Source organism: Brevibacterium sp. SMBL_HHYL_HB1, assembly GCF_018208375.1.
In the GTDB taxonomy this organism is placed as follows: domain Bacteria; phylum Actinomycetota; class Actinomycetes; order Actinomycetales; family Brevibacteriaceae; genus Brevibacterium; species Brevibacterium intestinavium.
The window spans coordinates 3,846,423-3,872,358 of the sequence record NZ_CP062936.1 but is presented as its reverse complement, the minus strand read 5'-3'; the positions used below and the strand labels follow the sequence as shown (position 1 = coordinate 3,872,358).

General features: G+C 68.1%; 23 protein-coding genes. 9 read left to right on the top strand and 14 right to left on the bottom strand.

Annotation, left to right across the window (positions count from 1 at the left end; translation table 11 throughout):
* Positions 1-8 precede the first annotated feature (8 nt).
* Together IG171_RS17660 and IG171_RS17655 are read left to right on the top strand one after the other, a co-directional pair.
* Positions 9-2,822 carry an alpha/beta fold hydrolase gene (locus IG171_RS17660; protein ID WP_212128622.1) on the top strand — a complete coding sequence of 938 codons (2,814 nt, stop codon included), beginning with the start codon at positions 9-11 and terminating at the stop codon, positions 2,820-2,822.
* Positions 2,823-2,831: 9 nt separating this feature from the next.
* Positions 2,832-3,797, top strand: coding sequence for an NAD-dependent epimerase/dehydratase family protein (locus tag IG171_RS17655; protein ID WP_212128621.1), 966 nt, complete (start codon positions 2,832-2,834; stop codon positions 3,795-3,797).
* Positions 3,798-3,822: 25 nt separating this feature from the next.
* Here IG171_RS17655 and IG171_RS17650 read toward each other — a convergent pair whose 3' ends face one another.
* Entirely contained in the window at positions 3,823-4,893 is a 1,071-nt protein-coding gene (locus IG171_RS17650) for a hypothetical protein (protein ID WP_212128620.1), read from the bottom strand.
* Between the two features lie 143 nt (positions 4,894-5,036).
* On the opposite strand from IG171_RS17650, the gene IG171_RS17645 reads away from it, so the two are divergent.
* Positions 5,037-6,968 carry an acetate--CoA ligase gene (locus tag IG171_RS17645; RefSeq protein WP_212128619.1) on the top strand — a complete coding sequence of 644 codons (1,932 nt, stop codon included), beginning with the start codon at positions 5,037-5,039 and terminating at the stop codon, positions 6,966-6,968.
* Between the two features lie 71 nt (positions 6,969-7,039).
* Here IG171_RS17645 and IG171_RS17640 read toward each other — a convergent pair whose 3' ends face one another.
* Positions 7,040-7,966: a hypothetical protein gene (locus IG171_RS17640; protein ID WP_212128618.1), complete on the bottom strand. Its 927-nt coding sequence runs from the start codon at positions 7,964-7,966 to the stop codon at positions 7,040-7,042.
* An 85-nt stretch (positions 7,967-8,051) separates the two neighbouring features.
* Here IG171_RS17640 and IG171_RS19215 point away from each other — a divergent pair, with 85 nt between their 5' ends.
* Positions 8,052-8,633, top strand: a complete 582-nt coding sequence (locus tag IG171_RS19215) for a MarR family winged helix-turn-helix transcriptional regulator (protein ID WP_249203797.1) — start codon at positions 8,052-8,054, stop codon at positions 8,631-8,633.
* On the opposite strand, the gene IG171_RS17630 is transcribed toward IG171_RS19215, so the two are convergent.
* The 5 genes from IG171_RS17630 to IG171_RS17610 all read right to left on the bottom strand — a co-directional run bounded on the left by IG171_RS17630 (position 8,634) and on the right by IG171_RS17610 (position 13,013).
* The gene (locus IG171_RS17630) at positions 8,634-9,119 is read right to left on the bottom strand and encodes an SRPBCC family protein (RefSeq protein WP_212128617.1); all 486 of its coding nucleotides are present in this window, start codon (positions 9,117-9,119) and stop codon (positions 8,634-8,636) included.
* A gap of 223 nt (positions 9,120-9,342) precedes the next feature.
* Positions 9,343-10,803 (bottom strand): LssY C-terminal domain-containing protein, encoded by a 1,461-nt coding sequence (locus tag IG171_RS17625; protein ID WP_212128616.1) that lies wholly within the window; start codon positions 10,801-10,803, stop codon positions 9,343-9,345.
* A 55-nt stretch (positions 10,804-10,858) separates the two neighbouring features.
* The gene (locus tag IG171_RS17620; RefSeq protein ID WP_249203796.1) at positions 10,859-11,872 is read right to left on the bottom strand and encodes a HEAT repeat domain-containing protein; all 1,014 of its coding nucleotides are present in this window, start codon (positions 11,870-11,872) and stop codon (positions 10,859-10,861) included.
* 175 nt (positions 11,873-12,047) lie between these two features.
* On the bottom strand, positions 12,048-12,713 hold the full coding sequence (locus tag IG171_RS17615; protein WP_212128614.1) for a HEAT repeat domain-containing protein: 666 nt from the start codon (positions 12,711-12,713) through the stop codon (positions 12,048-12,050).
* Between the two features lie 84 nt (positions 12,714-12,797).
* Positions 12,798-13,013, bottom strand: coding sequence for a hypothetical protein (locus IG171_RS17610; RefSeq protein ID WP_212128613.1), 216 nt, complete (start codon positions 13,011-13,013; stop codon positions 12,798-12,800).
* A gap of 182 nt (positions 13,014-13,195) precedes the next feature.
* Here IG171_RS17610 and IG171_RS17605 point away from each other — a divergent pair, with 182 nt between their 5' ends.
* The gene (locus IG171_RS17605; protein ID WP_249203795.1) at positions 13,196-13,783 is read left to right on the top strand and encodes a peptidoglycan-binding protein; all 588 of its coding nucleotides are present in this window, start codon (positions 13,196-13,198) and stop codon (positions 13,781-13,783) included.
* Positions 13,784-13,908: 125 nt separating this feature from the next.
* Entirely contained in the window at positions 13,909-14,268 is a 360-nt protein-coding gene (locus IG171_RS17600) for a metalloregulator ArsR/SmtB family transcription factor (RefSeq protein WP_212128612.1), read from the top strand.
* A gap of 72 nt (positions 14,269-14,340) precedes the next feature.
* Here the strand turns inward: IG171_RS17600 and IG171_RS17595 are convergent, their stop codons facing one another.
* The 3 genes from IG171_RS17595 to IG171_RS17585 are packed head-to-tail and all read right to left on the bottom strand — an operon-like array spanning position 14,341 to position 17,043.
* On the bottom strand, positions 14,341-15,276 hold the full coding sequence (locus tag IG171_RS17595; protein WP_212128611.1) for a DMT family transporter: 936 nt from the start codon (positions 15,274-15,276) through the stop codon (positions 14,341-14,343).
* Complete coding sequence (locus tag IG171_RS17590) at positions 15,273-16,466, bottom strand: aminotransferase class I/II-fold pyridoxal phosphate-dependent enzyme (protein ID WP_212128610.1); 1,194 nt, start codon at positions 16,464-16,466, stop codon at positions 15,273-15,275. The genes IG171_RS17595 and IG171_RS17590 overlap by 4 nt, the downstream gene beginning before the upstream one ends.
* Before the next feature lie 4 nt (positions 16,467-16,470).
* Positions 16,471-17,043: a peroxidase-related enzyme gene (locus IG171_RS17585; RefSeq protein ID WP_212128609.1), complete on the bottom strand. Its 573-nt coding sequence runs from the start codon at positions 17,041-17,043 to the stop codon at positions 16,471-16,473.
* A 311-nt stretch (positions 17,044-17,354) separates the two neighbouring features.
* On the opposite strand from IG171_RS17585, the gene IG171_RS17580 reads away from it, so the two are divergent.
* On the top strand, positions 17,355-17,651 hold the full coding sequence (locus IG171_RS17580) for a cupin (protein WP_212128608.1): 297 nt from the start codon (positions 17,355-17,357) through the stop codon (positions 17,649-17,651).
* A gap of 228 nt (positions 17,652-17,879) precedes the next feature.
* Here the strand turns inward: IG171_RS17580 and IG171_RS17575 are convergent, their stop codons facing one another.
* Entirely contained in the window at positions 17,880-19,358 is a 1,479-nt protein-coding gene (locus IG171_RS17575; protein ID WP_212128607.1) for a glutamate-cysteine ligase family protein, read from the bottom strand.
* A 126-nt stretch (positions 19,359-19,484) separates the two neighbouring features.
* Between IG171_RS17575 and IG171_RS17570 the strand changes: the two genes are divergently transcribed.
* Positions 19,485-20,657: a M20 family metallopeptidase gene (locus IG171_RS17570; protein WP_212128606.1), complete on the top strand. Its 1,173-nt coding sequence runs from the start codon at positions 19,485-19,487 to the stop codon at positions 20,655-20,657.
* Positions 20,658-20,664: 7 nt separating this feature from the next.
* On the opposite strand, the gene IG171_RS17565 is transcribed toward IG171_RS17570, so the two are convergent.
* Positions 20,665-21,645: an FkbM family methyltransferase gene (locus IG171_RS17565; protein WP_212128605.1), complete on the bottom strand. Its 981-nt coding sequence runs from the start codon at positions 21,643-21,645 to the stop codon at positions 20,665-20,667.
* 129 nt (positions 21,646-21,774) lie between these two features.
* Here IG171_RS17565 and menC point away from each other — a divergent pair, with 129 nt between their 5' ends.
* Positions 21,775-22,899, top strand: coding sequence for an o-succinylbenzoate synthase (gene menC, locus IG171_RS17560; RefSeq protein WP_212128604.1), 1,125 nt, complete (start codon positions 21,775-21,777; stop codon positions 22,897-22,899).
* An 85-nt stretch (positions 22,900-22,984) separates the two neighbouring features.
* Here menC and IG171_RS17555 read toward each other — a convergent pair whose 3' ends face one another.
* Both IG171_RS17555 and IG171_RS17550 read right to left on the bottom strand, forming a co-directional pair.
* Positions 22,985-23,893 (bottom strand): cation diffusion facilitator family transporter, encoded by a 909-nt coding sequence (locus tag IG171_RS17555; RefSeq protein ID WP_212128603.1) that lies wholly within the window; start codon positions 23,891-23,893, stop codon positions 22,985-22,987.
* A gap of 261 nt (positions 23,894-24,154) precedes the next feature.
* Positions 24,155-25,936 (bottom strand): SPFH domain-containing protein, encoded by a 1,782-nt coding sequence (locus IG171_RS17550; protein ID WP_212128602.1) that lies wholly within the window; start codon positions 25,934-25,936, stop codon positions 24,155-24,157.

Sequence of the window (25,936 nt, the reverse complement as noted above, 5' to 3'; positions counted from 1 at the left end):
AAGCTTCAATGAGATTTCCTGCACGGCCGGCCACGATTCCCCCGCAGCTGCCCGAGTGGGACCCCGCCTGGTCCCGGATCGTCGAGGCACAGAGTTCCGACGGGACGCACGCATTCCACGTCCTCGACACACTGCCGACCCTGCGCGCGGCCGGTCTCGAGCCCGAGGGCACGATCGTCGCCCTCCACGGAAATCCGACCTGGTCGTACCTGTGGAGGCGCCTGGCCCGCGAGACCGTCGACGCCGCCCGCTCCGGGGGCCGGGTCTGGCGGCTCATCGCCCCCGACCAGCTCGAGATGGGCTTCTCCGAACGACTCGCCCACGAGGCGATGCCGACCCCGAAGTCCGCCGAGGTGCGCCGGATCCGCGATCGCATCGCTGATTTCGACGCCGTCGTCAGGACTCTCTTCGCCGAGGCGGCCGGAAGTGCCGACGCGGCCGTGACCTCGGCGACGACGACCGACACCGAGGCGACCGGTCAGAAACACCCGATCGTGACGATCGGCCACGATTGGGGCGGTGTGCTCTCCTTGGGGTGGGCGGCGCGCAACACCGACATCGTGGACGCCGCGATCAGCCTCAACACCGCCGTCCACCAGCCCGAGGACGCACCGGTGCCCGCTCCTCTGCGCGCCACTCTGGCCGGCCCCATGCTGCCCACGGCGACCGTGGCCACCGATTGGTTCCTGCGCGTGACGCTGCGCCTCGGCGACCTCGATGCGAAGACCAGGGCCGCGTTCCGCGCCCCGTACGCCACCGCGCAGGACCGGTGGGCGATCGGCGGCTTCGTCGCCGACATCCCGGTCGATGACAACCACGCATCCGATCCCGAGCTGCAGCGCATCGGCGAGGACATCGCCGCCTTCGACCGCCCCGCCCTGCTGGTGTGGGGGCCGAAGGACCCGGTGTTCGTCGAACGCTATCTGCGGGATCTGCGCCAGCGCCTGCCGCAGGCCGATGTGCACCGCTTCGAAACGGCCTCGCACCTCGTCAGCGAAGACCACGACGGCGCCGGGCTCGTCCTCGACTGGCTCGGTGCCCGATTCGACACCACCGCACATGCGCACCGCGACGACGAACACAGTCGCGCCGACGAGCACAGTCGCACCGAGGCCGCCCCGGCCGGCGTGCGGGCGGATGCGAGCACCTCGGCGAAATCCGATTCGGCTGGCGTGCGACCGATCACCGCGATCCTCGACGCCCGGAGTCAGGACGAGTCGATCGCCTCGGTGGACTTCGCGCAGAACCCCGCCCAGCAGATCACCTGGCGCCACCTGTTCGAGGTCACGACGTCGATCGCGAACGGTCTGCTCGACCTCGGCGTGCGTCCCGGTGACCGTGTGTCCATGCTGGTGCCGCCGGGCAACAACCTCACCGCCGCCCTCTACGCCTGCCTGAAGATCGGTGCGGTCGCCGTCGTCGCCGATGCCGGACTCGGCCCGCGGGGGATGACTCGGGCGATCACCTCGGCGGATCCGCAGTGGATCATCGGTGGACTGCCCGGCCTCGCACTGGCCCGCGCATACGGCTGGCCGGGCAGGCGGATCTCCGTCAGCCCGCTCGGGCCCGTCCGCTCGCGCCTGTTCTCGGTCGAGACGAGCCTGACGGAACTGTCCCGCACCGACCACCGGGCCGAACTGCCCGCTCCGGCGGCCGAAGCCGACGCGGCGATCCTCTTCACCTCGGGCTCGACCGGCCCGGCCAAGGGCGTGCGCTACACCCACGCGGATATCTCCGCACTGGCAGCCGTGCTGGCTCGGGTGTTCGATGTCCGTGAGGGCACGGGACTCGTGGCCGGCTTCCCGCCCTTCGCACTGCTCGGACCGGCGATCGGGGCCACCTCGGTGACGCCGGACATGTCCGTGACGAAACCGAAGACTCTGACCGCGAGCGCGATCGCCGATGCGATCATCGCCGGACGGGCGACCATGGTCTTCGCCTCCCCCGCCGCCTACAGGAACGTCGCCGCGACCGCCTCGGCGCTGGATGCCGATCAGCGTGCCGCCTGCGACCGGGTCGAACTCGTGCTCTCAGCCGGTGCCCCGGTGCCCCTCGAGCTGATGGACTCCATCGCCGAGGTGTTCCCCAATGCGAGCATCCACTCCCCCTACGGCATGACCGAAGGGCTCCTGCTCACCGACATCGACCGGGCCGGCGTGGCCGAGGCCGATGCCACCGGCGGACTCGGGGTGTGCGTGGGCCGACCGATCGACGGGGTCGAGCTCGCACTGGCCCCGATCGACGCGAACGGCGGCTCCGCCGACGAGCTGGTCCAGGGGCCGCAGGCGCAGGGCCGACTGGGCGAGTTCGTCGTCAGCGCCGCCCACATCAAATCCGGCTACGACAACCTGTGGCGGACCACCGCCGATTCCGCTCGCGACAGCCTCAAGGGCCTGAACTGGCACCGGACGAACGACATCGGCCACATCGACGATGCCGGTCGCGTCTGGCTCGAGGGCCGACTGCAGCACGTGGTCACGACCGCCGCCGGCCCTGTGGGCCCCGGCGGCCTCGAGGCGCTCATCGATGCCGACGCCGAGGTCAGCCGCAGCGCCGTCGTCGGCATCGGCCCCGTCGGGACTCAGGCCCTGGTGGCCGTGCTCGACTCCGAGGGGACGTCGCTCTCCCCCGGGCTGGCACCCCTGGAGCTGACCGCCCGATTGCGTGAGCAGGCGCGAGAGGCCGGCTTCGACCTCGCTGCGGTGCTCGTCGCCCCGCAGTTCCCCACCGACATCCGCCACAATTCGAAGATCGACCGCTCCCGGCTCGCGGTCTGGGCCGACAGTGTCCTGGCCGGCGGGCCGGTGCGGGCAAGAGTCTGAGGAGCTGAAGTGAGAATCACCGTCACCGGAGCCTCCGGGCTGCTCGGTTCGTCCGTCACGCGCGCCCTCGTCTCGGCCGGGCACGAGGTCACGACTCTGCAGCGCCGGCCCTCCGGGGTCGAGCATGCCGCCGATGTCCTGGGTTCGGTGACCGATGCGGACGCGGTCGGGCGGGCCGTCGACGGCACCGAGGCGGTCGTGCACCTGGCCGCGAAGGTGTCCATGATGGGCGATCCGAAGGACTTCGAAGCCGTGAACATCGGCGGCACCCGCACCCTCGTCGACGCGGCCCTGGCCGCCGGGGTGCCGCGCCTCGTCCACATCTCCTCACCGTCGGTGGCCCATACCGGGGACTCGATCATCGGGGACCGGGCCGAACCGGCCTCTCCGGAATTCGCCCGCGGCGAGTACGCCCGCACGAAGGGCGCCGGGGAGCGCATCGCACTGGGCGCGGACTCATCGGATCTGCGAGTGCTCGTCCTCCGTCCGCACCTGATGTGGGGCCCCGGCGACACCCAGCTGACGGAGAGGGTCATCGACCGCGCCCGCTCGGGCCGGATGCCGGTGCTCGGATCGGGGGCCGCGCTCGTCGACACCCTGTTCGTGGACAATGCCGTCGAGGCGATCGTCGCCGCTGTGTCCGCGGTCGATTCGACTCACGGCGAGTCGCTTGTGGTCACGAACGGTCAGCCGCGGCCGATCGGTGAGCTGATGTCGCGCATCGCGATTGCCGGAGGCGCCGCACAGCCGAAGCTGCGAATTCCCGTGGCTCCTGCGCTGGCGGCCGGAACGCTGGTGGAGAAGGTGTGGGGACTGGGCGACCATGACGACGAACCTCCGCTGACGCGCTTCCTCGCCGAGCAGCTCTCGACCGCTCACTGGTTCGATCAGCGGCGGACGCAGGAGGTGCTGGGTTGGACTCCCCGGATCAGCATCGAAGAGGGCCTGGAGATCCTCGCGGCGCATTACGCCTGATCGCGGACCTGACTGCGGGACCGGCTCAGAGCCGGTACTGGTCTTTGCCGTCGGTCGAGGAGTCCTTCTGCTCCGACTGCGGGGAGGCTTCGGCCGCTTCATCGGTCTCGTCGGCCTCCTCCGGTTCGTGTCCTTCGAGGGCGTCGGCCGACATTCCGGGCTCTCCGGCCGGAGGATTCTCGAGTGAGGACCCGCCTGCCGTTTCGTCGAAGTCCTCGGGATCCAGCGTGGCCGGATCGTCCGCGATCTGCGGCCCCGTCTCCGATTCGGGCGCGTCCTTCGCCTCGTCGGCGGTCTCATGACTGTCGGTCCGGACGGCTGCGTCGTCCCGAGCAGCGTCCGGAGCGGTGTCGGGACGCGGGGGAAGTGTCGGCGGCATCGGCGGAGGAGCCGGCAGGTCCGTCGTCGCAGGTGTTCCGGACTCGGGCACGACCGGTGCCGAACGGGTGGAGTCGGCGTCCTCGATCTCGGCCGAGTCCTCGGCCTCGGCCCGCTCTGGTTCATTGAAGTCCTCGACCGGTGACTTCTCATCGGCATCCACCGGCTCTTCCAGGCCGGATGCCTTCTCATCCGTGTCGGGCCCGTCGGCACCCGCCTCCGCGCCGGTGGCAGAGGCGTCGGCATCGGACGCGTCGGCCTCAGAGGCCGCCTCGGTCTCAGAGGCTTCGGCTCCGTCCGCCTCCCGGACCTCGGGCGGATCCGATCCCTCGGATGCATCCCCCGCCTCGGACGCACCCGACTTCTCGGCTGCATCCCCGGTCTCGGCCGAGTCCGCCTCGGCAGGGCTCGCGGATGATCCCGGCAGCGCCCCTTCGACGCCTTCGAGGCTCACACCCGCCTCGGCGGCCAGCCGTGCGCGTCGTTCGGCTCGCGCCTTCGCACGGTCCTCTTCGCTTCGCTGCGACTTCGCCGAATCCCCCTTCGACGGGGTCGGGCGGACGGCCTCCCAGACGAGAAGGACGATCAGCATGGTGACACCGACTGTCACGCCCATGAGGATCGAACCCCACGGTCGCTCCATCGCAAAGAAGTCGACTGCGACGTTGAGTCCGAACATGACAGCCAGGCCCAGGATCAATGCAACCAGGAATCTCATATCCCCATTGTGCCCTCTCACGGGCCGACTGCAGGAGAATTGGGTGACTTGCGTGCCGCTTCCGTCCCCGCACGATGCGGATCCCATCAACCGGAGCCCACCCGCACTCCGCACGATCCTGTGTCATGGGCCACAATGGAGTCATGGATATCAACGCCGAGAACACCGCCCCCAGCTATGACGAAGTCGTGGCCCGCATCGCAGACGACGCACCGGGCTTCTGGCTCGAACAGGCAGCGAACCTCATCGACTGGGTCACCGAGCCGACACGAGCCGTCGACGACTCGAATGCCCCGATCTACCGGTGGTACCCCGACGGCGAGCTCAACGTCTGCTACAACGCCGTCGACCGGCACGTCGAGAACGGCCGCGGGGACCAGGCGGCCATCATCTACGACTCACCCGTGACCGACACCGTCCGCACGATCACCTACACGCAGCTGCAGGACGAGGTCTCGCGCTTCGCTCGAGCCCTGTCCGACCGGGGAGTGGCCAAGGGAGACCGCGTGGTCATCTACATGCCGATGATCCCCGAGGCGGCCGTGGCCATGCTCGCCTGCGCCCGCCTCGGCGCCATCCACTCCGTCGTCTTCGGCGGGTTCGCCCCGAACGAGCTGGCCGTGCGCATCGACGACACCGCACCGACGGCCGTCATCTCCACGTCCTGCGGAGTCGAGAAGAACCGCGTCCTCGAGTACAAGCCGATGCTCGATGAGGCCATCGACATCGCCGAGAACAAACCGGAGTTCTCCGTCATCGTCCAACGCGACGAGCATCGCTGCGAGATGGGAGACAGGGACGTCGACTACGCCGAACTGCTCGCCCGCACCCCAGAGGGCATCGACCCGGTCACCGTCAAGGCCACCGACGAGCTCTACGTCCTCTACACCTCCGGAACGACCGGCAAGCCGAAGGGCATCGTCCGCGACTCCGGCGGCTACGCCGTGGCCGGGGCCTTCTCGATGCCGGCGATCTTCGGACTGCACCCGGGGGATACGATGTTCACCGCCTCGGACGTCGGCTGGGTCGTCGGACACACCTACATCGTCTACGCACCGCTGCTGGCGGGAGTCACCTCGGTGCTCTACGAGGGCAAACCCGTGGGCACCCCGGACGCCGGCGCCTTCTTCCGCGCCATCGAGCAGCACGGGGTCAACGTCCACTTCACCGCCCCGACGGCCATGCGCGTCGTGCGCAAGGAGGATCCGGACGGCGAGCTGATGAAGAAGTACGACCTGTCCAGCCTGCGGGCGGAGTTCCTCGCCGGCGAGCGGCTCGATCCGGACACGTTCGAATGGACGAAGCAGACGCTGGCCGAGGCGACCGGACGCGACATCCCCGTGATCGACAACTGGTGGCAGACCGAGACCGGGTGGCCGATCGCGGCGAACCCGCTCGGCCTGACCAGGTTCCCTCTCAAGCCCGGCTCCCCCACCAAACCGGTGCCCGGCTATCAGGTGGAGATCCTCGACCCGAACGGCACACCCGTGCCCGCCGGAAAGGAGGGCCTCATCGTCATGCGGCTGCCACTGCCGCCGGGAACCATGGCAACGGTATGGGGCGATGACTCTCGCTTCATCTCCTCGTACCTGGCCGCCTTCGACGGCTACTACCTCACCGGCGACTCCGGCTACCTCGACGAGGACGGCTACGTCTACGTCATGGGGCGCACCGACGATGTCATCAACGTCGCCGGTCACCGCCTGTCGACCGGCATCATCGAGGCCGTCGTCGCCTCCCACCCGGCTGTGGCCGAGACCGCCGTCATCGGGGTCCATGACGAGGTCAAGGGCCAGATCCCCCGCGCCCTCGTCGTTCTCGGCGACTCCGCCGAGGCGGCCGATCCGGACACTGTCATCGACGAACTCGTCGCCCTGGTGCGCAGGGAAATCGGACCGGTCGCCGCGTTCAGACGCGTCGACATCGTCCCCGGACTGCCGAAGACCCGGTCGGGCAAGATCCTGCGCAAGACGATGCGAGAACTCGCCGATGGCGTCGAGAGCCCGGCGGTGCCGTCGACGATCGAAGATCGCGCGGTCCTGGACGACCTCGAATCCGTGCTCGTCCGTCATTGAGACCGCAAAAGGCCGCCGCGACCGCCCTGATCGGCGGCCGCGGCGGCTCTTGCGGCGGGAGCGGCGAGGCTTCAGGCGTTGCGCCCCTGTTCGAACCCGGCCGCGAACCCGCGCTCGAAGGCCTCCTGGACCTCTCGCTCCCGGCTGCGACGATCATCGCCCCAACCGAAGGGGTCGAAGCCGCGCCGGCCCGCACCGAACCCCGGTCCGAAGCCGCGCCGTCCGCGACCGCCGCCGTGGTGGTCACCGCGACCGCCGCCTGACGGCCGGCCGTCACGATCGGACCGGTCGCGCGGATCCTCATCACGCCGGCCCTGGCCGCGAGGTCCCGGGCGGTCGTGCCGGGCCCCGTGATCGTGCCCATCCGACTCGCCTCCGCACCGGTCCGGGCCGAAGGCATCGACGATCTTCGACAGCGAGGCCTTGAGCTCCTCGAATTCCTCTGAGGACAGCACTTCCTCGACCTTGGAGCCGATGCCGTCACGCAGGTCTCGCATCCGCCGCCGGAACTCCTCCGGGCTCACGTCTCCGATCGGTCCTCGTCCGCCGCGGCCCCAGGCCGGCCCCCAGCTCACCGGTTCCTCCGGCACCGGGGCGCCGTCGACGACCGCCTCATCGTGGTCCCAGCCTCGGCGACCTCGTCGACCGCGACCGAAGTCGCGGGGATCGAAGCCGCCGTCGGCCGCTGCTGCGCGGAATTCGCGGCCCAGCACGTGGCGGACCTGCCTCAGCAGCTGCGGCAGATCGACATCGGCCCGGTCACCGGAATCGGCCGGACCGCTGCCGTCGGCTGTGCCATCGTCGTCACCCGCACGGTCGATGCTCGGGCCCCGGCCGCCGGCCTGGTCGTCGTCAGCACCGCTCGAGCCGTCATCGGCTTCGGACGAGCCTGGAGCATCGGAGAATCCGCCCGAAGCTTCGCCCGTCTTGTCAGCGGGATCGTCGGCGGAGTTCTCGAAGTCGTTGTCATCGTCGTTGAAGTCATTGTCTGAAGTCATGTCATCTCCTTAGTTGTCATCTGACATGTGCATGCAGAATGACATGTATTCTCATTGCATGTCAAGTAACATGTAAAATCGGAGTATGAGTTCGAACGATGACATCCAGACGATCGCCGAGGCACTCACCCGTCTGCAGTGGCGGCGCGGACCTGGGGGTCCTCGCGGCTTCGGCCCCTTCCCCGGATTCGACGAGCGCGGAGGCCCGGGAGAGCACCGTGGCCCGGGTGAGCGAGGGTTCGGCGAACATGGCTTCGGCGGTCCGCGGCACTCGGAGGAGTTCCCGTTCGGCGGCAGGCGCCATCCCGGAATGGGGCGGGGCGGGCACGGTCGCGGACGCGCTCTGCTGCGCCTGCTGACCTCACTCGTGCAGGCCGGCTCGGCACTGGGGGTCAGCGCCCTCGGGGAGGCGATCGGCGTCGATCAGCCGCGGGCGTCGCGTCTGGTCACCCAAGGCGTCGAGCTCGGGCTGCTGCGGCGTGAGGCCGACCCCGACGATGCCCGGAGGACGCTCATCGCGCTCACGGACAAGGGCCGTGCGATCATCAACCGGTTCCGCGGCGCCCAGAGGGACAGCGTCGATCAGGCCCTGAGCGGTTTCACCGAGGAGGAGAAGGCGCAGCTGGCCTCACTGCTGAAGCGCTTGGCCGACGCCTGGCCGAAATGATCAGCTCTCGGCGAGCTGCTTGAGCCGCTTGAGCGAGGCCAGAAGGTTCGCGACCGTCGTCGCCTGCGCCCGCGACAGACGCTGCGGGTCGCGCAGCTGAGTCCAGTCATAGGTGTGACGGACGAGGCAGGCGCCCTCTCCGGTCGGCTCGATCTCCCATACCCACTTCTGCCCGAAGGGCTCTCCTCCGACCTCGGAGGGCTTCCAGGCGATGAGCCGGCCTTCAGCGAAGTCGACGATATGGTTCTCGCGATCGACGCCCTTGGTCAGCGTCGTGACGAAGGAACCGCCGGTCCCCCTCACCCTCTGCCCCTCGGGGGCGGACCCGAGGTTGTCGTTGCCGTCCCATTCCGGCTGCCGGCCGGGATCGGCGATGAGTTCGAACACCGCCTCGGCGGGTGCCTCGACATCGATCTCGGTGCTGACCACCTTGAGAGCGGGGTCGATCGAATCGAAGACTGAGGGATCAGGGGACGGTTCGGTCATGATGCTCCACCTTCTCGCATGCTCTCGGGCCCGGCCGACGGTCCGCCCTCAGCCGGCGCTCCTGGCCGACTGACGGCTCCTGGCGGGCTGACGGCTCCTAGCCGGCTGACGGACCCTGGCCGACTGGCCGGTCCTGGTCGGCAATGATCAGACTCTGTCAGCATACACATTCTCAGCCGGTCACCTGCAGTGTCGACCCCGCCCACCGGGCATGGTCGGCGCTTCAGTCCTCGAGCGCGCGGTCCTGCCGCTCGGCGCGCAGCGCGGCCGTGCTGAACCGAGTGAACATTCGCGAGGAATCGCTGGAGAGGCTGAGCAGCACGGCGACCTGCATGGCGATCGTCATCAGCGCATACATGTTCGTTGCGAGATCCCGATCTCCGGTGAAGTAGTTCGTCATCGACACGATCACGGAGATCGTCGACAGGGTGAGGATCCACAGCCGGGCCCGATTGCTGCCGCGGAACACGGCCGTCGAGGCGATCACCTGCAGGCACCCGATGAGGAGGCTGAGCCCGACGAGCACCCCGGCGGCGATGCGTGTGGCCATATCATCGCTGAGCGCAGCGATGTCGGAGCTGTAGTCGGTGACCTCTGAGCGCAGCCCGTCCCAGTCGAGGAGCGTGCCGAGCACATCCCAGGCCTGGAAGATGAGCAGCACGAGCACGAGTGCGGCTCCGATGACCGTCTGCAGCGGTCGCCGCCGCCACAAGGTCTTCGTCACCTCGGACACGGACCGTGATTCCGCGTAGATCTGCGTGGCGTCCAGAGCCAGTTCCAACCGCTCCGGGTGGTCCTCGTCATCGGCGACCACCTGATTGACGTCGATGATCGGCAGGTGGCCGTCGGTGACGATCGCGTCCCCGCCGCCGTTGCGCGAGTGGTAGCCGGTCGAGAAGTCCTTGATCCTATTCACCGTGATCGGCTCGTCGGTGGTGGTCACGGTCTTGACGATGTGGTCGCGTTCGACGTCGGTGTTCTCCTCGATCTTGTGGGTGAACTGGAGAGTGAACAGGGAGATTCCGACGGCCTTGTCATAGGTGCCGGCAGCCAGCCAATCGGCCTGATGACCGCCGGGCAGCAGCCACCCGCGCGGACACTTCCAGAAGCGCACATGGTGGCGCTGGCCGGGGTCGCCGTCGATCTCCTGCTGATAGGCGAAGTCCTGACGCCTGCCGAACAGCAGCAGCGGGGACACCGGCGCCTGCGGATAGCTGCGCTTCATCACCGTCGAACGGATGATCTCCCAGGTCGAGGCCGGAGTGATGCTGTCGGCGAGGATCCAGCCCGCCGCCCTCATCGCATGATGGATCTGAGCTTCCTCACCGCGCCAGGCGAGGTTGACCGGGTCGCCGAGCAGACCGTCGGACGTGCGAGTGCGACCGATGAAGTAGTTCGGCACGTAGATCTGCGACAGAATGCGGTGGAGTCGTGGGAGAGCGAGGTACGATACGACACCCCAGAACACGAGCAGGGTCAGCACCTGCCACCACCCGAGGCTGAACCCCTTGAGCAGGATCAGCAGGGCCAGCCAGGTCGACGCCGCCCCGCCGAAGAGGAAGAACAGGTAGTCGAGCACCCCGGTGGGGGTGAAATGGTGTCGCCGGAAGACGAACGGCTGTTTGAGCCGACGCTTCTGCTCGACCGCCGCGCCCGATTCGTCCGCAGTGCCTCCTGAGGTCATGGACGACAGTGTAATGAAACGGCCTCTTCCGTCAGAATGCCCAGAACCCGAGCCCTCACCGCCGAGGTGGCCCATCCCTACGGCGTCGCAGCTCCGCAGCCGCCGTGGCCGCCACTTCCGGATTCTCGTCGTGCGCCAGTCGCACGAGCAGATCCGTCACCGCTCCGAGGTGCCCATCGGGGATCTCCATGAGGACCTGCAGGGCCCGAAAGCGCTCGATCATCCGCGGCGAGCCCGCGGCCCGGCGCAGCCGGGCCATGATCTCCTCCGCGGCGTCGGAGCCGCCGATGACGAAATCCGCGAGCGCCTCGGCCGCCTCGATGTCGCGAGGCCCGGTCATCGCGATGCCCAGCAGCTCGGGCACGGCCGCCGGATCGCCGAGGCCGGTCAGAGCGAAGGCGGATAGACTCCTGACCTCGTCGTCCTCATCGTCCAGCCGCGCCCGGAGGGCATCTCGGATCCGGCCCTCGGCCTCGGACCCGAGCTCGTCGGGGCCGGTCGTGCGGCGAACCTCGTCGAGGGCGCGGATCGCTCTCTGCCGGACCTCGGCGGATTCGTCATCGGCTCCGGTCACGAGATGGTCGATCGCGGCTGGTCCGGCCTGGGCGAGCGCCCACCGCATGGCCCCGGCCGCATTGAGCACGGGTTCGTCGAGGACGGCGGCTGAGAGCACCTCGACCGGCACACTTCCGTCGACTCCGCCGCCCAGGGCCGCCTTGTGACGCTGGACGGCATCGGCGGATTCGAGCGACCGCATGAGGTCGACGGTCCACAGAAGCGCCCCGGCGTCGGTCCGTCCCAGTCGCTCGACCCGCTCGAGGTGGTCGAGCAGGCGCTGTTCGGAGCCGATGCGCCGACGAGTCTGCGCGATGAGATCACGCAGCAGTCCCCCGGTGTCGAAGTTCGGATCGGCCAGCACGTCGCTGACCTCGGCCAGGGACATTCCGAGCTTGCGCAGCCCCTCGATGTGGAAGATGCGCCCGATGTCGGCGTCCGAGTATTCGCGGTATCCGACGGCTGTCCGCTCGGTGGGCGCGAGCAGCCCGATGGATTCGTAGTGTCGCAGCATTCGCGCGCTCACACCGGAGCGCCGAGCCACCTCGCCGATGAGCATCTCCGCCTCGCTTCCCGTCTCATCGCCTGCGCATCCTCGCCGGAGGAAAGAGCCCGGGACCGGGGCCGTGCGCCGTCGAGCTTGCCCCACCCGACGGGCACACGGACGATCGTCCCTTCCCTCAGCCGATCTATGCCCTGGTTCCGGACCCCAGTGCGACCACCCGTTTGGCTGCGTCCAAGGCGTGGGCGAAGCCGGCGTCGGGATCTGCGAACATCTCCCGGGTCGCCATCGCGTGCGCCCGCACTGTGTCGCCCTCTGACAGAAGCTTCTCATCGAGCACTGACACGAGATCCTCTCCCAGTGCGAGGATGGCCCGGCTGAGGCTCTTCTGGGTCTCGACATCGCCGCGTCCCAGCTGCGTGACCAGGACGTCTGCCAGATCGTCGCGGTCGTCAGCGGGTACGAGCGCGACGGCGCAGCGCCAGGCGCTGCGGGCCACCTCGGTGTCCGGGTGAGCGATGAGCCGATCGCCGATGCGGCTCGGGTCCTGGGCCCGCCAGCCGCGCCGGTCGCCGATTTTCGACAGGGTGTGCAGTGCCTGGGCGAGCTCCTGCGGCACGGACGAGTCGAGCGCAGCGACCAGTCGGGGCACGGTCTCATCGGCCGGCAGGCGGGTCAGCGCCCAGGTGAGCATGTCGCGGACGAAGAAGTCCGGTTCGACCGCGCATCTGCGCACGAGGGCGTCGAGATCGCGGCGATCGGCTCTGATTCCGATGTCCAGGCCAGCCTGGAGGCGCTGCTGCGGGTTGGGCGCCGAGAGCGCGGGGACGAGTTGCTTCTGTGGATCGGTCATGTTCTCCACCTCCTGCCCCTCAGTGAAGACCTTCACACTATGTCAAGGTCAAACACCGCAGGCGCAGCCGTCCGCCCGATGTCTCTATCCCGCTTCCGACCACCCGCCGGTCACCGGAGCAGTGGTGCTCGACCCGGGGGTGGTCTCGACTCCGCTGGTCGACGAGGAGTCGTCGCCGGCGACGAGGACTGTGACAACGACTCCCACGAGCACAATCACCCCGACGACGGCGAAGACGACCACCATGATCATGCAGCCCAGCAGCGGCAGGCGCCGGTTGCGTTGTATGAAATTCGCCATGCCATGATCTTAAGGTCCCGCTGTCCTTCCCGAACCCTCGCAGGCACGGATGGTGCAGGATCGGAACACGCGAAGCCATCCCGCCCACCTCGTCGGCACCCCGCCAATTCGTGACCTTCCTGTGACAAACGGCACAGCGTGGACTCATGAGGTCCTCAGTTTGTTGCATTATCGTTATATTCATGCCTCAACCGACTCGACACCGCAGGAGCCGCCGGTCCGTGCTCGTTGGTGCCCTGCTCGGGCTCGGAGCAGCTGTGATGGCACTGGTCGTGGCGGCTGTCATCATCGTCAATGCACCGTTCTCATTCGGTTCCACGAAGATCAGGCAGATGCAGATGGCTTCGGTCAACCAACTCAGTCAGCAGCAGATCGACAACGCCCGCCTCATCATCGGCGTCGGCCGCGGCGGCGACTTCGAGGACCGGGCGATCCGCATCGCCCTCATGACCGCACTGCAGGAGTCCTCGCTGCGCAACCTCGAGTCCGGAGACCGCGACTCGGTCGGCCTGTTCCAGCAGCGGCCGTCTCAGGGCTGGGGCGAACCGGAGAAGCTGGCCGATCCCATCTACGCCGCGAAGGCGTTCTACGGCATCAATCCCGAGGTCGAGAATCCCGGACTCGACCAGATCGAGGGCTGGACCACGATGTCACCGACCGAAGCGGCACAGTCGGTGCAGCGCTCGGCCCTGCCCGACGCCTACGAGCAGTGGGAGACGCTCGCCGACGAGCTCCTCGGCTCGCAGACCGACGTCGAAGCCCTCGACTGAACCACTGCGACCTCGATCCCGGCCTCACTCGGGTCCGGCCTCACTCGGGTCCGGCGTCGGTGGGTCCGGCCTCACTCGGGTCCGGCGTCGGTGGGTCCCGGCCGATTGTCCGGTAATCTGCACTCATGGCGTCCACTCCCGATTCCGAACAAGTCGACGACGAGGTCGAGCAGCTCCTGCTCAATCCCGAGGACAACCTCGAGGCCATCACCGAGACCGCCGACCTCTTCAAGGCATTGGCCACGCCCTCACGACTGAAGATGCTGCTCGTCCTCACCCATGGTGAGGCGACGGTGACGCACATCGTCGATTCGACCGGTCTGTCCCAACCGCTGGTGTCCCAGCACCTGAAGTTCCTCCGCGGCCTCCACCTCGTCGGGGTCAATCGGATCGGCCGCGAAGCGTACTACTCACTCAAGGACGACCACGTCGCCCACATCATCCTCGATGCCATCGCCCACACGATCGAGGCCCACGAGCACTGACCTCGCCGAGGCGGCCGGCCGGGGCGAACCACAGTGTTTCAGCCCGCCCGGTCCCGGTTCGGTGCCTCCGGCTCAGCGCCGGCGGCTCCGGATCAGAGCCTCCGGACCTCCGCCGACGACCCACACGATCACGGCGACCAGCACTGCCCCCACCCATTGGGCCGGCTGCAGCCGTTCACCGGCGATGAGCGATCCGAGCACCACGGCCGACAGCGGCTGCAGCAGCATCAGGGCCGCGGTCGTGGGGACGGGCACGAGCGGGCTCGAGATGCTCAGCAGCACCCAGGACAGCGCCTGGCCGCAGACGGCCAGAGCGATCATCCACGCCCAGCCGTCCCAGCCGAGGTCGAAGTCGAGACCGCCGAGGCCCAGACCGGCCACCGCCGTCATCACCCCGGCCGCGACGGTGCCGATCTCGACGGGGGCGACGACGAACTGCGGAGCCAGGCGGCGGCAATGGTGGATGCCGAAGATGTAGACGCCGTAGAGGACACCGGAGAGGACACCGAAGATCGCTCCCCGAGTCGGGTTCGCCGCCGTCTCATCGGCGCCGAACACTCCCCCGGTCAGCAGCATGCCGATGATCATGACCGGCACGCAGCCGATGAACAGCCACCCGGGACGGCTGCCGCCGAAGATCCACACGAGGGCGGGGAACACGATGACCTGGACGCTGATGAGCACGGTGGAGACTCCGAGCCCGGCGTCGAGCACACTCTGGGCCCAGAGCACATAGTCCAACCCCAGGGCCGCTCCCGAGATTGCGGCGATGATGAGGGCCTTGGTCGGCACCGCCCCGTGCCGGCGGATCTCGCGCACGGCCAAGGGCGCCAGGACGGCCACGGCGATCCAGCACCGGAGGAAGGCGGCGGTGGGGGCGGTCGCCTCGGCGAGGATGACGAACAGTCCGGCCGATCCGAGCAGGACTGCGGCCACGATGACGCCGAGGACCGGCAGGGCCTGCGGAGCGGGGCTCGACCGGCCCCCGTTCGCCTCGGCGGGGCTCATTCCAACCAGTCGAGGATGCGGTCGATGGCCTCGGCGGTGCGATCGGCCCCGACGGCCAGCGACAGGCGCACCGCTCGGGAGCCGTCGACGGAATCGAAATCATCGCCCGGGGCCAGCGCGACGCCCGTGGCGTCGAGCACCTGCTCACACCACTGGCCGGAGGTCTCGAGGCCGGCGCGGTCCAGGATCTCGTCGATCTTCGTATACATGTAGAAGGCGCCGTCGGGCGGAGCCATCTCGCCGAAGCCCAGATCGCGGCTGGCCGAGAGCACGTGCTCGCGAGCACCGGCGAAGGAGGCCACGGCCGCTTCGCATTCGGCATAGGACTCCTCGGTGAACCCCGCCACTGCCGCGTACTGGGCCGGGACCGGGGCGCACAGAGACAGGTTGCCCGTGACGTTCTGCGCCGGCGCCACCAGCGGCTCGGGCAGGATCGCCCAGCCGAGGCGCCAGCCCGTCATGCCCCAGTACTTGGAGAACGACGAGATGACGATCGCATCGTCGTCGTGGGCCAGGGCGCATTCTCCGCGGGTGCCGATGTAGCTGATGCCGTGGTAGATCTCGTCGGAGATCACCTGCACCCCGTGCTCACGACACCAGTCCACGAGCTCCCCGAGCGCCCCGGCGCCGATCATCGTTCCCGTCGGGTTCGCCGGTGAAGCGAGCATGAGGCCCTTCAGCGAGGCCTGGGCGTGAGCTTCCTCGAGCAGTTCGACGGTGGGCTGGAAGCCCTCGTCCGGGCCGCAGTCGAGTTCGACGACCTCGCAGCCGAGTGCGGCGAGGATGTTCTTGTACGCTCCGTAGCCGGGCCGGGCCAGGGCCACTCGGTCGCCGACGTCGAAGCAGGTGAGGAACGTCGTCTGGAAGGCGCCCGAGGATCCTGTGGTCACTGCGATGCGCTCGGGCGGGACCGTCAGGCCGTACCAGTTCCGATAGTGTCCGGCGATCGCCTCCCGCAGTTCGGGGATGCCGAAGATCGGTGAGTACCCGAGGCCGGTTCCGTCCCGGGTGACTTCGGCGGCCCGGCGCAGCACGGGCGTGGGAGCTCCTTGGGTCGGTTCGCCCAGGCACATGGCGATGGTGTTGCGACCGGCTCGTTGCATCCGTCCGACCTCGGCGACGATGCCCATCGCGGCAAAGGGCCTGACGAGGCCGGATCGGGCGGAGGCGACAGGGGTGTGGGCAGTCATCGTCTCACTTCTTCTCGTGCGGCACGCGGCCGAGCAGGTGGAACTCCGGATTCGGGATCATCCCGGAGATGTGGGCCATGCGGTTGGACAGGCCGAAGAACCCCGTGATCGCGGCGATGTCCCAGGCGTCTTCGTCGTCGAGTCCGTGTTCGGCCAGCTCGGCGTGGTCGCTCTCGTCGACGGCCCACGGCTCCTCGCAGACCTTGACGGCGAAGTCGAGCATCGCTCTCTGACGGGCGCTGATGTCGGCCTGGCGGTAGTTCGTGGCCACCACATCGGCGATATAGGGGTCCTTCTGGAAGATCCGCAGCATCGCCCCGTGCGCGACCACGCAGTAGAGGCATCTGTTGATCGCCGAGGTGGCCACGACGATCATCTCTCGGTCGGCCTTGGTCAGGTTCCCGGACTCCTTCTCCATGAGCGCGTCATAGTAGGCGAAGAAGGCGCGGAACTCGGCCGGTCGGCGGGCCAGGGCGAGGAAGACGTTGGGGACGAAGCCGGACTTGTCGGCCACTTCGAGGATCTGAGCGCGGATGTCATCGTCGACGTCGGCGAGATCAGCAGGTGGGTAGCGCATAGCCCTCATCGTAGTAGTCGCTCACCCGCAGGTGTGCAGTGGGTCACGGAAGAGTCGAAGAGCGCCGGCGGCGGCAGAGATGGGGCGCAGGGCCACAGCCGACGTGAGCGCACGGGTTGTGCAGGTGGCCAGCCGACGTGAGCGCACGGGTTGTGCAGGTGGCCAGCCGACATGAGCGCACGGGTTGTGCAGGTGGCCAGCCGACGTGGGCGCACGGGCCGGGCAGATGTGTGCGGGTCAAGGGCTGGGCGAGCGCGACGTTGGTGGCTATGGTGAGACGGACAGCGCACGATCGGCGAAGGAGCGAAGCGATGAACGCTGAGAACACAGGCTCGACCAGTGAGGTCCAGCTCGACAACGGCATCTTCCGGGTTACCCGGTGGACGATCGAACCCGACGGCGTCATCCCCATGCACCGCCATGACTACGCGTATGTCGTCGTCCCGATGGTCACCGATTCGATGCACGTGCGCAATGCCGACGGCAGCTCGACGGTCGCCGACCTGAAGGCCGGTGTCAGCTACACGCGGGCGGCCGGAGCCGAGCACGAGATCTCGAACCCCGACGGCACCGATGATGTCGTCTTCGTCGAAATCGAGCGCCTCTGACCTGCTGGTCCGCCGCCTGAGGGACAGAGGCGCCCCAGTCCCGAGATGTCTCCTGCGGGTGGATCCACTTCGAAATCCAGCACGAGATCGTGGTGGATCCACCCGCAGGAAGCAGTCGAGCAAGCCGAGACCCAATCGAGCGAGTCGAGACCCAATCGAGCGGGCCGAGACCCAATCGAGCAAGCCGAGACCCAATCGAGCGGGCCGAGACCCAGGCGGGCGTCCCGCCTAGGACGGAACCTGCCAGGTGTGGACGGGTGCGCCCGAGATCTGGTTGGCCAGATAGGCGTCCATCATCGCTTTGAGGCCCTCGCTGCGTTCCGACGAATCCGGGCGGCTGCCCGGCGCGAGACTCTCGAGCGTCCGCAGCTGCCAGGTCGCCCCATTGATGCGGCTGGCCGCCCGGCCCTCGATGATCGACATGTACTCGTCGATGACGTCCTTGTCGATGTTCAGCCGGGCCAGCCCGCGCCTGGCCTGCGGTGCGAGCACATCGGTGACGAGGTCGGCCACGCCGATCCGTCCGATCTTCGGCCAGGTCACTCGCGCCTCGATTCCGTCCTTGGCGCAGGCGTTGAAGTTCTCCTCCGCCTCGGCGAAGGACATCCGCGACCACACGGGGCGGTTCTCTCCGACGAGGAACTCGGCCAGGCCGTAGTAGAAGGCGGCGTCGGCGACCATGTCGACCGGGGTCGGCCCGGCCGGCAGCAGGCGATTCTCCACACGGATGTGTGCGCCGCTGTCACCGGAGTTGTAGATCGGACGGTTCCACCGCCACACCGTGCCGTTGTGCAGGTTGAGTTCGAACAGCTTCGGCGCGTCGGCGGCACGGAACTCGACGAAGTCCTTGATCTCGGGCAGCAGCGGCGGGAAGTAGCGGACGTTCTCCTCGAACAGATCGAACACGCTGGTGATCCAGCGCTCGCCGAACCACACACGCGGGCGCACACCCTGGTTGACCAGCTCCGGAGTGCGGGTGTCGATGGACTGCGAGAACACCGGGATCCTGGATTCGTGCCACAGCCTGCGGCCGACGAACAGCGGCGAATTCGCTGCCATCGCCACCTGTGCGCCGGCGATCGCCTGCGAGGCGTTCCACGCATCGGCGAACCTGTTCGGCGCCACCTGCAGGTGCAGCTGCATCGACGTGCACGAGGACTCGGGGGCGATATCTGCGAACTCCGCCGCATACCGTTCGTCGCGACCGAGCTCGATCTGCACGTACTCTCCCCGCGCGTCGACGATCGAGTTGCTCAGCGCCTCGTAGCGGTTCTCCTCGGTCATCCACTTCTCGTCGGTGAGGAACCGCGTGGTCAGCGTCGGCAGGGTCCCGATCGACACCGCCTTGAGCCCGTCCGCCTCGGCGGCCCGCTGGACCCTCTCCAAGCGATGGGCGACGCCGGCCTCGAGCGTCTTCAGCCCGCGCCCGGCGACCTGCAGCACCGGATGGTTGAGCTCGAGGTTGAATCCGCCGATCTCCGACTGGTATTCGTCGTCGAGGCGGGCGAGCACATCCTTGTTGCGCAGGCTCGGCTGGTTCTCACCGTCGACGAGGTTGAGCTCGAGTTCGAGCCCGATGGTGCCTGCGGATTTGAATTCCGCATGGCGGAGGTAGGTATCGAACAGCTCGAGGTTCTCCGCGAGCTTCTCCCGATAAAGTGTGCGCTCCTCCGGCGTGTACCGCTTCGAGTTGACTTCCTCACCCATAGGACAAGCAAACCACAGACGGCGCGGTTTGCGCGCGGTTCTCTCCGGTCTCTTCTTCGGCTGCAATCGCGGTCGCACCATCCGGACGGCCCGGCCCCGGTGGCCCAACCTCCGTAGACTCGGGCCATGACCTCACCGACATCGACCGACTTGCAGCCCTCCCACCTCGTACAACAGGCCTCTGAGCGTCTGCCCGACATCCTCGCCGATATCGAGCGCGTGATCTCGGCCGAGACCCCGTCGAGCGACAGAGAAGCCGTCGCCGCCGGCGCACGGGACTTCGCCGCACTGCTGCGCGAGCGCCTCGGGGCCGAAGCCGAGCTGCTCGAGATCGAGGGCACCACCCATCTGCGCCTGCGCTTCGGGACCGGCCCGGCCCGCGTCGTCCTCCTCAACCACCAGGACACGGTGTGGCCGCACGGAACGCTCGAGCGCATCCCCTTCTCCACCGACGACGGCATCCTGCGCGGGCCGGGCAGCTTCGACATGCTCACCGGGGCGATCATGAGTGTGCACGCGACCGCGATCCTGCGCGACCACCTCGGCGAGGCGGGTCTCGAAGGCCTGTCGATCCTCGTCACCGGCGATGAGGAGATCGGCTCCCTGTCCTCCTCCGAGCTCATCCGCGCCGAGGCGGCCGAGGCGAGCGCCGTGTTCGTCATGGAGGCGAGCGCCGGCGGTGCGCTCAAGCTCGAGCGCAAGGGCACGAGCAACTACGTCCTCGTCTTCTCGGGCAGGGCCTCCCATGCCGGGCTCGAGCCGGAGAAGGGGATCAACGCGGGCATGGCCCTGGCCCTGACTCTGCCGCAGGTGGCGGCCCTCGCCGATGCATCAGCCGGCACGACGGTGGTGCCGACCGTGATCAGTGCGGGCACGACCTCGAACACCGTGCCCGCCGAGGCCCGCGTCGACATCGACGTGCGGGCGCGCACTGCCGCCGAACTCGACCGCGTCGACGAACAGATCCGTGCCTTGGCGGAGAATCCTCAGGTGGAGGGCTCGACGACCACGGTGCTCGGTGGGATCAACCGTCCCCCGTTCGAACCGGAGCAGTCGGCGGCACTGTTCGCTCGGGCCACCTCGTTGGCGGCTGAGCTGGGACTGCCCGCCCCGGAGGGCGTGTCCGTCGGCGGGGCCTCGGACGGCAACTTCACCGCCGGTGACGGCATTCCCACCCTCGACGGCCTCGGCGCCGTCGGTGACGGTGCCCACGCCGAACACGAGCATGCCGTCATCGCCGAGATCGCCCCGCGGACGGCGCTGCTGGCCGCGCTCATCGCCGACCAGCTGCAGGGCTGACACCGTCTCACGACTGCACGGGGTATCCGGCCTCGCGCATCTGGGTCGGGGTCCTCGTCGTGAACAGCCAATCGCGCAGATGCGCATCGGGTCTGATCGTCTTGCGCGCGAACAGCCGGTCCTCCCCGACGAGATAGTAGTGATAGCCGCACCCGCCGAGGTGGCCCATGAGTTCGGCCGGTTTCGCTCGGTCGTCGAGGACCTCGCAGAGGATGTCCGGGCGCAGCGTGTCGAGGAATGTCCGCCCGTGGGCGAAGACGTCGTTCTCGCCGCCTTCGACGTCGATCTTGACGGTCACTCGCGGACGGGGCTCGCCGGCATCCTCAGCCGGGTCGGGGATGTCCTCCAGCACCTCGGGCAGGAGGGCGTCGAGCGAGGTGAAGCGCACCTCGGCGTCGGAGTCGAAGTCCATATCGGCGGAGTAGAACGAGGGCAGGGCCGAACCCCCGTCGCCGAGCGGCACCCGCATCCAGGTGTCGGGACTGCCGACGCCGGTGGGGTGGACGGTGACGCGGTGGGTGAGCCCGTTGCGGTCGAGATTCTTCTGCAGGCCGGAGACCACGGCGGGGATGATCTCGAAGGCGTGGGCGCGCACCCGCGGGTTCGCCGCGAGGACGGCCACCGTGAACACCCCGGTGTAGGCGCCGATGTCGAGGAACACCTCGGCGTCGGTGCTGAGATCGACCATGAGGTCGAGAGCGAAGGCGTCCTCGGGCTCGGTGCGTCGTCCGCGGCCCCAGTAGAACTCCTTGGCGATCTCGCAGCGGAAGGGCTCGACGAGGTAGAAGTCGGCACCGCCGACTCGGCCTCGGACCTCGGTGAGCGCGATCGGGGCGGGCAGACGCCCGATCTTGAGGCCCTTGACGCGCGGTGCGATCGAGCGCAGCAGGGGGTGGAGGTAGGGCTGGGCCAGAGCGGTCTTGACCGGGAGCTTGAGCCCGAACCAGGACTGTCTGCGCGCTGTGCGAGTCCGCAGGTAGTCGTTCATGACTTTTGACCCCCTTGCCGACAGGAAGACTTTTGTTAACTCTATCAACCGCGGCGCCCCCGCTCCAGGGTGCTGGCCTAAGCTTGAGGGCGACGAACCATCCGCCACGTTGCGAAGCAGGAGCCAGGCATGAAACTCACCTCAGTCACCCTCCACCAGGTCTCGATCCCATTGGTCACTCCGTTCGAGACCTCGTTCATGCGGGAGACGGAGAAGGACTGCTACCTCGTCGAGGCGGTCTTCGACACTCCGCAGGGGCAGATCACCGGGTGGGGCGAGTCCGTGGCGATGATCTCCCCGCTCTACTCCTCCGAATATGTGGCCGCCGGGATCGACGTCACCCGACGCTGGCTGGCACCGCTGCTCTTCGACGTCGAGAATCTCACCGCTGAGACCGTCGGCTGGCACCTGCGTCATGTCATCGGCCACCCGATGGCGAAGTCGGCTCTGGAGATGGCGGTGATCGAGGCTCAGCTCAAGCTCAACAACCAGTCGTTCAAGGACTACCTGGGCGGGGTCGTCGATTCGGTGCCCTCCGGGGTCTCGGTGGGCATCCAGGACTCCGTCGAGGAGACCGTGAAGGTCATCGGCGGCTACCTCGAAGAGGGCTACGCCCGGATCAAGCTCAAGATCAAGCCCGGCAAGGACATCGAGCCGGTCGCGGCGGTGCGCCGGGCCTTCGGCGACGACTTCGGATTCCAGGTCGATGCGAATGCCGCCTACACCCTCGTCGACGCCGCCCACCTGCGACGACTCGACGACTATGGTCTGCTGCTCATCGAACAGCCGCTCGGTGAGGCCGATATACGACAGCACGCGGAACTCGCGAAGCTCATGGACACCCCGATGTGCCTCGATGAGTCGATCGTCTCCGCCGAGGCGGCCGCCGATGCGATCATGCTCGGAGCCACCTCGGTGATCAACATCAAGCCCGGACGGGTGGGCGGTTTCATCGAAGCGAAGAAGATCCATGATCTGGCCGCCGCGCACGGTGTCGCCGTCTGGCACGGAGGCATGGTCGAGACCGGGCTGGGGCGCGCGGCGAATGCGGCCATGGCCTCGCTTCCGGGGTTCACCCTGCCCGGCGACATCTCCGGATCGAATCGGTTCTTCCACGAGGACATCACCGAGGAGATCGTCATGCACGACGGCAAGGTCGACGTGCCCACCGGCGTCGGCTTCGGCGTCTCGATCGATCCCGAGAAGCTCGAGCGCTTCCGGACGGATTCAGTGGAGATCCTGCCCGGGCAGTGACCGGTTCAGGCGAGGTCCTGTCCGGGCGGTGGTGGCGGACGGGATTTCTGCCTGTGGCGGCAGGGTGATTGTGCCGCACCGACCCTCAGCCGTGGGTGTGGGTCTCCTCAGCGGCATCCTCGGCCCGGTCGAACTGGAAGGTCGAGTGCTCGATCGCGATCTCGAAGTGCTCGGTCAGGCATTCCTGCAGGGCCTTGAGTATCCGCGGGGCATGACCGTCATAGAAGCACTCGTCGGCGAGCACCACATGGGCGGTGAGCACGGGCAGGTTCGAATCGATGCGGGTGACGTGGAGATCGTGGACTTCCTGCACATGCTCGACCGACTCGATGTGGGCGATGACCTTTTCGAGGTCGAGCTCCTTCGGCGCCGCCTCGAGCAGGATGGAGCCGGTCTCCCGAAGAATCGAGAAGGCGCGGGGCACGATGAGCGCCGCGATGAACAGTGCCGCCACCGCATCGGCGCGCTCCCACCCGAACAGCCAGATCGCCAGAGCGGCGAGGATGACCGCCACGGACCCGAGGGCATCGGCGATCACCTCGAGGAAGGCGGCCCTGAGGTTGAGCGAGTCCTCCTTCGACGAACTCAGGATGGCGATCGAGACGAGGTTGCCGACCAGGCCGATGGCGCCGAAGAGGAGCAGACCCGGCCCCGGCACCTCGGGCGGAACGAAGAAACGGCGGATGCCTTCGATGAGACTGTAGACGCCGAGCCCGAGCAGCAGGGTCGCCTGAGCCCCGGCCGCCAGGACCTCGGCGCGCCGGAACCCCCAGGTCTTCTGACCGCCGGCCGGCTTGTGGACGAGTGTCGCCGCGAAGAGTGCGATGCCGATGCCGATGAGGTCGACGGCGTTGTGGCCGGTGTCGATGAGCAGCGCGAGACTGCCGGTGACGACGGAGCCGATGAGCTGGAAGACGAAGATCGTGGTGACGATGGCGAACACGATGGCCAGCTGCCGCCGCGACCCCGATCCATGCGAATGATCATGAGCCATGATTGCCTCCTGACCCGTTCATATTAACATATGTTCATGTATATATGGATTATCGCGGGGCACACCCCGCATGAGAGCGTGACGGAGTTTCCTGCGGGTCCGGTAAGACGACGACACCGGTCGCCGAGGCGGTCCCCCGACGATCGGTGCATGCATCGCATGGGCGCCCCGTACGGGTTCCGTACCCGTAGGTGTGTGGCGAGCCCATGGGGCGGCCGCACCCGCAGGGGTGGCCGTGCCCGGAGGGGACGCCCTGGGTTGTCAGTCGTCGGATTCCCGACCGTCCTCGTCGTCGCCGTCCTCGACGTCGCCGCCGCGCTCGCCCCGCGGAGAATCGGAGCCCTCGGCGCCCGACTCGCCGCGGGCCGCGTCTCGATCGTCCAGGCGGCGCTTGGCCTCGTCGATGTAGGACTGCACGTCGAACCCGGTGGCCTTCTTCACCTCATCGCCGATCTGGTCGAGGTCGATGCCGCTGTCGTCGAGGAACGCCTTCGGATCGAAACGCGTCCGATCCGCCGTCGACGCCGAGTCGTTGGACACGACCCCGTCGACGATCTCGCCCGATCCCACGGCTGATGCGTCGCCCGTGCGAACCGAACCGCCGCCTGGCCCGGCCGACCCGCTCCCGTCGGGTCGGTCGGATCCGCCCGGTCCCGACGAGCCTGCCCCGCCGGACCCGGACGATCCGGCCCCACCGGGGCCCTTCGCCTTGGCCACGAGATCGGAGAGGTCGACGCCCGTCGTGCCGCGCACCACCTCGAGGACCTGCGCGAGGTTGTTCGACACCGAGTTCGCGAGCTTCGACTCACCATCGGTGGACACGATCGACAGGTCCTTGATGTTCGCATAGGGAGCGACGAGCTCACCGGCGACGGTCGGCAGCGCCTCGAGCACCTTCGACAGCACGGCCGCATCGTTGAACTGCTTGTAGGCCTCGGCCTGCGCCCGCAGCGCCTCGGCCTCGGCCTCACCGCGGGCCTTGATCGCATCGGCCTGGGCCTCGCCCTCGAGCCGGATCGCCTCGGCGTCCTTCGAACGACGATGCAGCTCGGCCGCGGCCTCGGCCCGACCCTGCGCCTCGATCTCGTAGGCGCGGGCGTCGGCTTCGGCCTGCTGCCGGTAGCGTTCGGCATCGGCCGGGCGCCTGACCTCGGCGTCGAGCTGCTCGGCGCGCAGCTCTGCGGCCTCCTTGGCCACGACACGGTCCTTCTCGAGCAGCTTCTGCTTCTCGGCCGCGGTGGCCAGGGGGCCGGCATTGTCCGCGGTCGCCTGCCGCTGATCGGCTTCCTCCTTCAGCGCCGCACGGCGCAGTGCCAGCTGCTGCTGCTGTTCGGCGATGGCCTGGTCGGTCAGCGCCTGCTGCTTCTGGGTCTCCTCGTTCTGCTGGGCCTCCTCGACGGCCGAGGCACGCCCGGCGTTCGCCTCGGCGATGGCGGCGTTCTTGGCCACCTCGGCGGCCTGGGGACGACCCCAGTCGCGCAGGTAGCTGCCCTCGTCCTCGACGGCCGAGATCTGGAAGGTGTCGATGATCAGACCCTGGTTGTTCATCGAGTGCGCGGATTCCTCCTGCACCTGCGCGGCGAAGGAAGCGCGGTCCTGGATGATCTGCTCGACCGTGAGCGTGCCGACGACCGCGCGCAGGGTGCCGGAGAGGATCTCCTTCGAATAGTGGTCGATCTGCTCCTGCTGGTCGAGGAAGCGCTGCGCGGCCTTGCGCACATCGTCCTCGGTGCCGCCGACCTTGACCTGCGCGACTCCCTTGAGGCGCAGCGCGATGCCGTTGATCGAGATGCCGTCGATCTCGACCTGGATCTGCCGCGACGACAGCGAGAGGATAAACGCCTTCTGCACGATCGGATAGACGACTGCGCGCCCGCCGATGACGATCCGCCCCGACCCCGGCGCCCCGGACGCATTGCGCCCGGTGATGATCAGCGCCTCCGAGGGCGCGGCGATCTTGTAGGAGCGCAGGATGACGATCAGCGCGATCAGGATGATGACAATGAGGACGCCGATTCCTCCGACGCCGAAGAGCAGGTCCAT

Coding starts and splice junctions, on each gene's coding strand:
- IG171_RS17660 (WP_212128622.1), top strand. CDS start 9: ATGAGATTTCCTGCACGGCCGGCCACGATTCCCCCGCAGCTGCCCGAG.
- IG171_RS17650 (WP_212128620.1), bottom strand. CDS start 4,893: ATGAGATTCCTGGTTGCATTGATCCTGGGCCTGGCTGTCATGTTCGGA.
- IG171_RS17645 (WP_212128619.1), top strand. CDS start 5,037: ATGGATATCAACGCCGAGAACACCGCCCCCAGCTATGACGAAGTCGTG.
- IG171_RS17640 (WP_212128618.1), bottom strand. CDS start 7,966: ATGACTTCAGACAATGACTTCAACGACGATGACAACGACTTCGAGAAC.
- IG171_RS19215 (WP_249203797.1), top strand. CDS start 8,052: ATGAGTTCGAACGATGACATCCAGACGATCGCCGAGGCACTCACCCGT.
- IG171_RS17630 (WP_212128617.1), bottom strand. CDS start 9,119: ATGACCGAACCGTCCCCTGATCCCTCAGTCTTCGATTCGATCGACCCC.
- IG171_RS17625 (WP_212128616.1), bottom strand. CDS start 10,803: ATGACCTCAGGAGGCACTGCGGACGAATCGGGCGCGGCGGTCGAGCAG.
- IG171_RS17620 (WP_249203796.1), bottom strand. CDS start 11,872: ATGCTGCGACACTACGAATCCATCGGGCTGCTCGCGCCCACCGAGCGG.
- IG171_RS17615 (WP_212128614.1), bottom strand. CDS start 12,713: ATGACCGATCCACAGAAGCAACTCGTCCCCGCGCTCTCGGCGCCCAAC.
- IG171_RS17610 (WP_212128613.1), bottom strand. CDS start 13,013: ATGGCGAATTTCATACAACGCAACCGGCGCCTGCCGCTGCTGGGCTGC.
- IG171_RS17605 (WP_249203795.1), top strand. CDS start 13,196: ATGCCTCAACCGACTCGACACCGCAGGAGCCGCCGGTCCGTGCTCGTT.
- IG171_RS17600 (WP_212128612.1), top strand. CDS start 13,909: ATGGCGTCCACTCCCGATTCCGAACAAGTCGACGACGAGGTCGAGCAG.
- IG171_RS17595 (WP_212128611.1), bottom strand. CDS start 15,276: ATGAGCCCCGCCGAGGCGAACGGGGGCCGGTCGAGCCCCGCTCCGCAG.
- IG171_RS17590 (WP_212128610.1), bottom strand. CDS start 16,466: ATGACTGCCCACACCCCTGTCGCCTCCGCCCGATCCGGCCTCGTCAGG.
- IG171_RS17585 (WP_212128609.1), bottom strand. CDS start 17,043: ATGCGCTACCCACCTGCTGATCTCGCCGACGTCGACGATGACATCCGC.
- IG171_RS17580 (WP_212128608.1), top strand. CDS start 17,355: ATGAACGCTGAGAACACAGGCTCGACCAGTGAGGTCCAGCTCGACAAC.
- IG171_RS17575 (WP_212128607.1), bottom strand. CDS start 19,358: ATGGGTGAGGAAGTCAACTCGAAGCGGTACACGCCGGAGGAGCGCACA.
- IG171_RS17570 (WP_212128606.1), top strand. CDS start 19,485: ATGACCTCACCGACATCGACCGACTTGCAGCCCTCCCACCTCGTACAA.
- IG171_RS17565 (WP_212128605.1), bottom strand. CDS start 21,645: ATGAACGACTACCTGCGGACTCGCACAGCGCGCAGACAGTCCTGGTTC.
- menC (WP_212128604.1), top strand. CDS start 21,775: ATGAAACTCACCTCAGTCACCCTCCACCAGGTCTCGATCCCATTGGTC.
- IG171_RS17555 (WP_212128603.1), bottom strand. CDS start 23,893: ATGGCTCATGATCATTCGCATGGATCGGGGTCGCGGCGGCAGCTGGCC.
- IG171_RS17550 (WP_212128602.1), bottom strand. CDS start 25,936: ATGGACCTGCTCTTCGGCGTCGGAGGAATCGGCGTCCTCATTGTCATC.